The sequence below is a fragment of the Bacteroidales bacterium genome (assembly GCA_014860585.1).
Lineage (GTDB): Bacteria > Bacteroidota > Bacteroidia > Bacteroidales > 4484-276 > RZYY01.
Genome location: JACZJL010000125.1, coordinates 1 through 2,494 on the forward strand (window position 1 = coordinate 1; position 2,494 = coordinate 2,494).

The 2,494-nt window shown below is 47.0% G+C and carries 3 protein-coding genes; all 3 read right to left on the reverse strand.

All coding sequences use genetic code 11. The features are described from left to right. Positions 1-355: hypothetical protein (locus IH598_13260; protein ID MBE0639479.1), on the reverse strand; the 355-nt coding region annotated here is incomplete at its 3' end. 160 nt (positions 356-515) lie between these two features. After that, positions 516-1,685: a DUF1566 domain-containing protein gene (locus IH598_13265; GenBank protein ID MBE0639480.1), complete on the reverse strand. Its 1,170-nt coding sequence runs from the start codon at positions 1,683-1,685 to the stop codon at positions 516-518. 190 nt (positions 1,686-1,875) lie between these two features. Next, the coding region (locus IH598_13270) for a T9SS type A sorting domain-containing protein (GenBank protein MBE0639481.1) at positions 1,876-2,494 on the reverse strand (619 nt) is incomplete at its 5' end.

Genomic DNA, 2,494 nt, shown 5'->3' on the forward strand with positions numbered 1-2,494 from the left:
TGGTGATTTCGGTTCGGGGAAGGGTTTCTGTTCCAATCTTCACTTCCAGCCAGGGAGTAAAGCCTTCGAACATTTCGGCGGCGAAGGCCATATCGTCGCCGGTTCCGGTTCCCAATTGTACCGAGTAAAGACCATTAACGACGTTAACAACTTTGGCCACTACGCCGGAAGTTGGCCAAAGCTGGTTCCCTCCGGTGGAAGCATCGAACATGGCAAAGGTCATGGCCACGTTGTTTTGGTTGATGGCATTGCCGCTGTTGTCGAGCAGCTTGCCCTGCCAGGTGATGGTGGTTGGCTGAGATAATAATTGAAAGCTCAGCGCCAGGAAAAACAGAAGAGTAGTAATTGTTTTCATCTTTGATTCATTTTAAATTTGTACATTGAGCTAATTTTTAATTGTTTAATCCTGTTTTTAATATCATTTCCTAAAAATTTTAATGGATAAATGGTTGAATTGTTAAACCTTCGACACACTTCGATCCCGCACGTGCGAGACTCAGTGCTGGTGCTCAGGTCTAGAAAGCCCGAACCGCGCGAACATTGAAGGGGCCGTACTTACTGTAGTCCCACTGAATGCCATTGTAGAAAGACTGTCTATAGGCCATGTAGCCGCTGTACTCCGACGAACTCCAATACCAGACAGGAGCAAAACCGCCAACAGCATTTTTATTCAGAAACAGTTTATTTAATTCGTCTCTACTGGGCAGATACCAATCGGAGTATCCATTTAGTACAAGATCATTGCAGATTTGGGCAGCAATATCTGCTGTGTTGCAACCCGCCACAATATCCAGCGTGTTCTGAGCGCCGGTTCCCAAAGCTTTGCCATCGGCACCGGATATGGTTGTACCATAACATCCCCATGCTAAAGTGAAACTATGATCCGTTGGTGCGGCAATAAGTCCATGCCTGACATTGGCATCATAGCCGGGGTCGCCGGGTTGCAGGAAATAGGCAATTATTCCACCTTGATAACCATCTCCAATCGACAACTCTTCAATTTTCCCATCAACCCAGGTTGGTATTCCGTTTTTAACTTTTAAAATCTGTCCATTTAAACCAGCAGCCACCGTTACCCAGGCCGTTCCATTCCAGTATTGCATCTGGCCGGCTGCGGTGCCGGGCGCCTCGTACAATGGCGTTACCCAGCTTGCATTTCCGTCGGCATCCGAAGTAAGTACTTTGCCATCAGAAGCGCCGGTGGTTACTTTCAGGCTGCCGGTTTCCAGCGAAGTGAATTTCCCGGTATTGGGCGTGGTTTTCCCGATTTCGCCGGGACTTTCCCAGCCAGAGGCACTCAGTTCATTGCTGATCAGCGCAAAGGGAACGTTGGAGATTTCGGTTCGTGGGAGCGTTTCTGTTCCAATCTTCACTTCCAGCCAGGGTGTAAGGCCTTCGAACATTTCGGCTGCGAAGGCCATATCGTCGCCGGTTCCGGTTCCCAATTGTACCGAGTAAAGACCATTAACGACGTTAACAACTTTGGCCACTACGCCGGAAGTTGGCCAAAGTTGGTTTCCGGCAGTTTCGGCATCGAATAGGACGAAAGTCATGGCCACGTTGCTTTGGTTGATGGCATTGCCGCTGTTGTCGAGCAGTTTGCCCTGCCAGGTGATGGCGGTTGGCTGAGCTAATAAATTAAAGCTCAAAGCCAGGAAAACCAGAAGAGTAGTAATTGTTTTCATCTTTGATTCATTTTAAATTTGTACATTGAGCTAATTTTTAATTGTTTAATCCTTATTTAAAATCCTTTTCTGAAGACCTTCTGCACGCTTGAGAATCAAAACGCGTTGAATATCAATATGAAAGACTTTAAAAACAGCCTTTATCTTAGAAGCCTGACAGGTTTTTGGAAACCTGTCAGGTTTGAAAATACTACATCACCACCAATCTCTTCGTCGCCATCTTTCCTCCAATCTCCAGCCTGATTACATACAATCCCGGTTTGAAGTTGCTGACATCGAGCGTAGTTTCTCTGCCGGTGAAATTGGATTGTCCGATCAACCGACCATCAATATCGGTAACCTGATAGCTTACTTCGCTTTCTTTGCCGGTGATGGAGATGGTCACAAGGTCATCGGCAGGGTTGGGATAGATTTCAACATTCAACGGATCGCTTTCTGTTATGGTGAAAACTTCACCTGTCTTGAGTCCTGAAGCAACTTCCACGTTGTCAAACCAGGCTACTGAAGTACGGCTGGCCAGAACGCTCTCGGTAAAGATACCGGCCAGGATACAACCGCCCATGTAAATTGTGCCGGAATAGCGTTGCTGCCAGGTGGTTCCGTTGTAAGAGGTGAACACCTTGAAATTGTTACCGTTGCGCTGGATCTTCATCCACCGGATCATCTGGGCCACCTGGCTTAAATTACGCATGGATTTATTGGTGGTTGTCCGATAACCAATAATCACATTGGGGTTGTAAAGCCTTGTTTTGAACAAAATGGTTTTTGCTCCGGGGGTAGTATTTTCGCGCATCATTACGCCTCCCCAG

Coding starts and splice junctions, on each gene's coding strand:
- IH598_13265 (MBE0639480.1), bottom strand. CDS start 1,685: ATGAAAACAATTACTACTCTTCTGGTTTTCCTGGCTTTGAGCTTTAAT.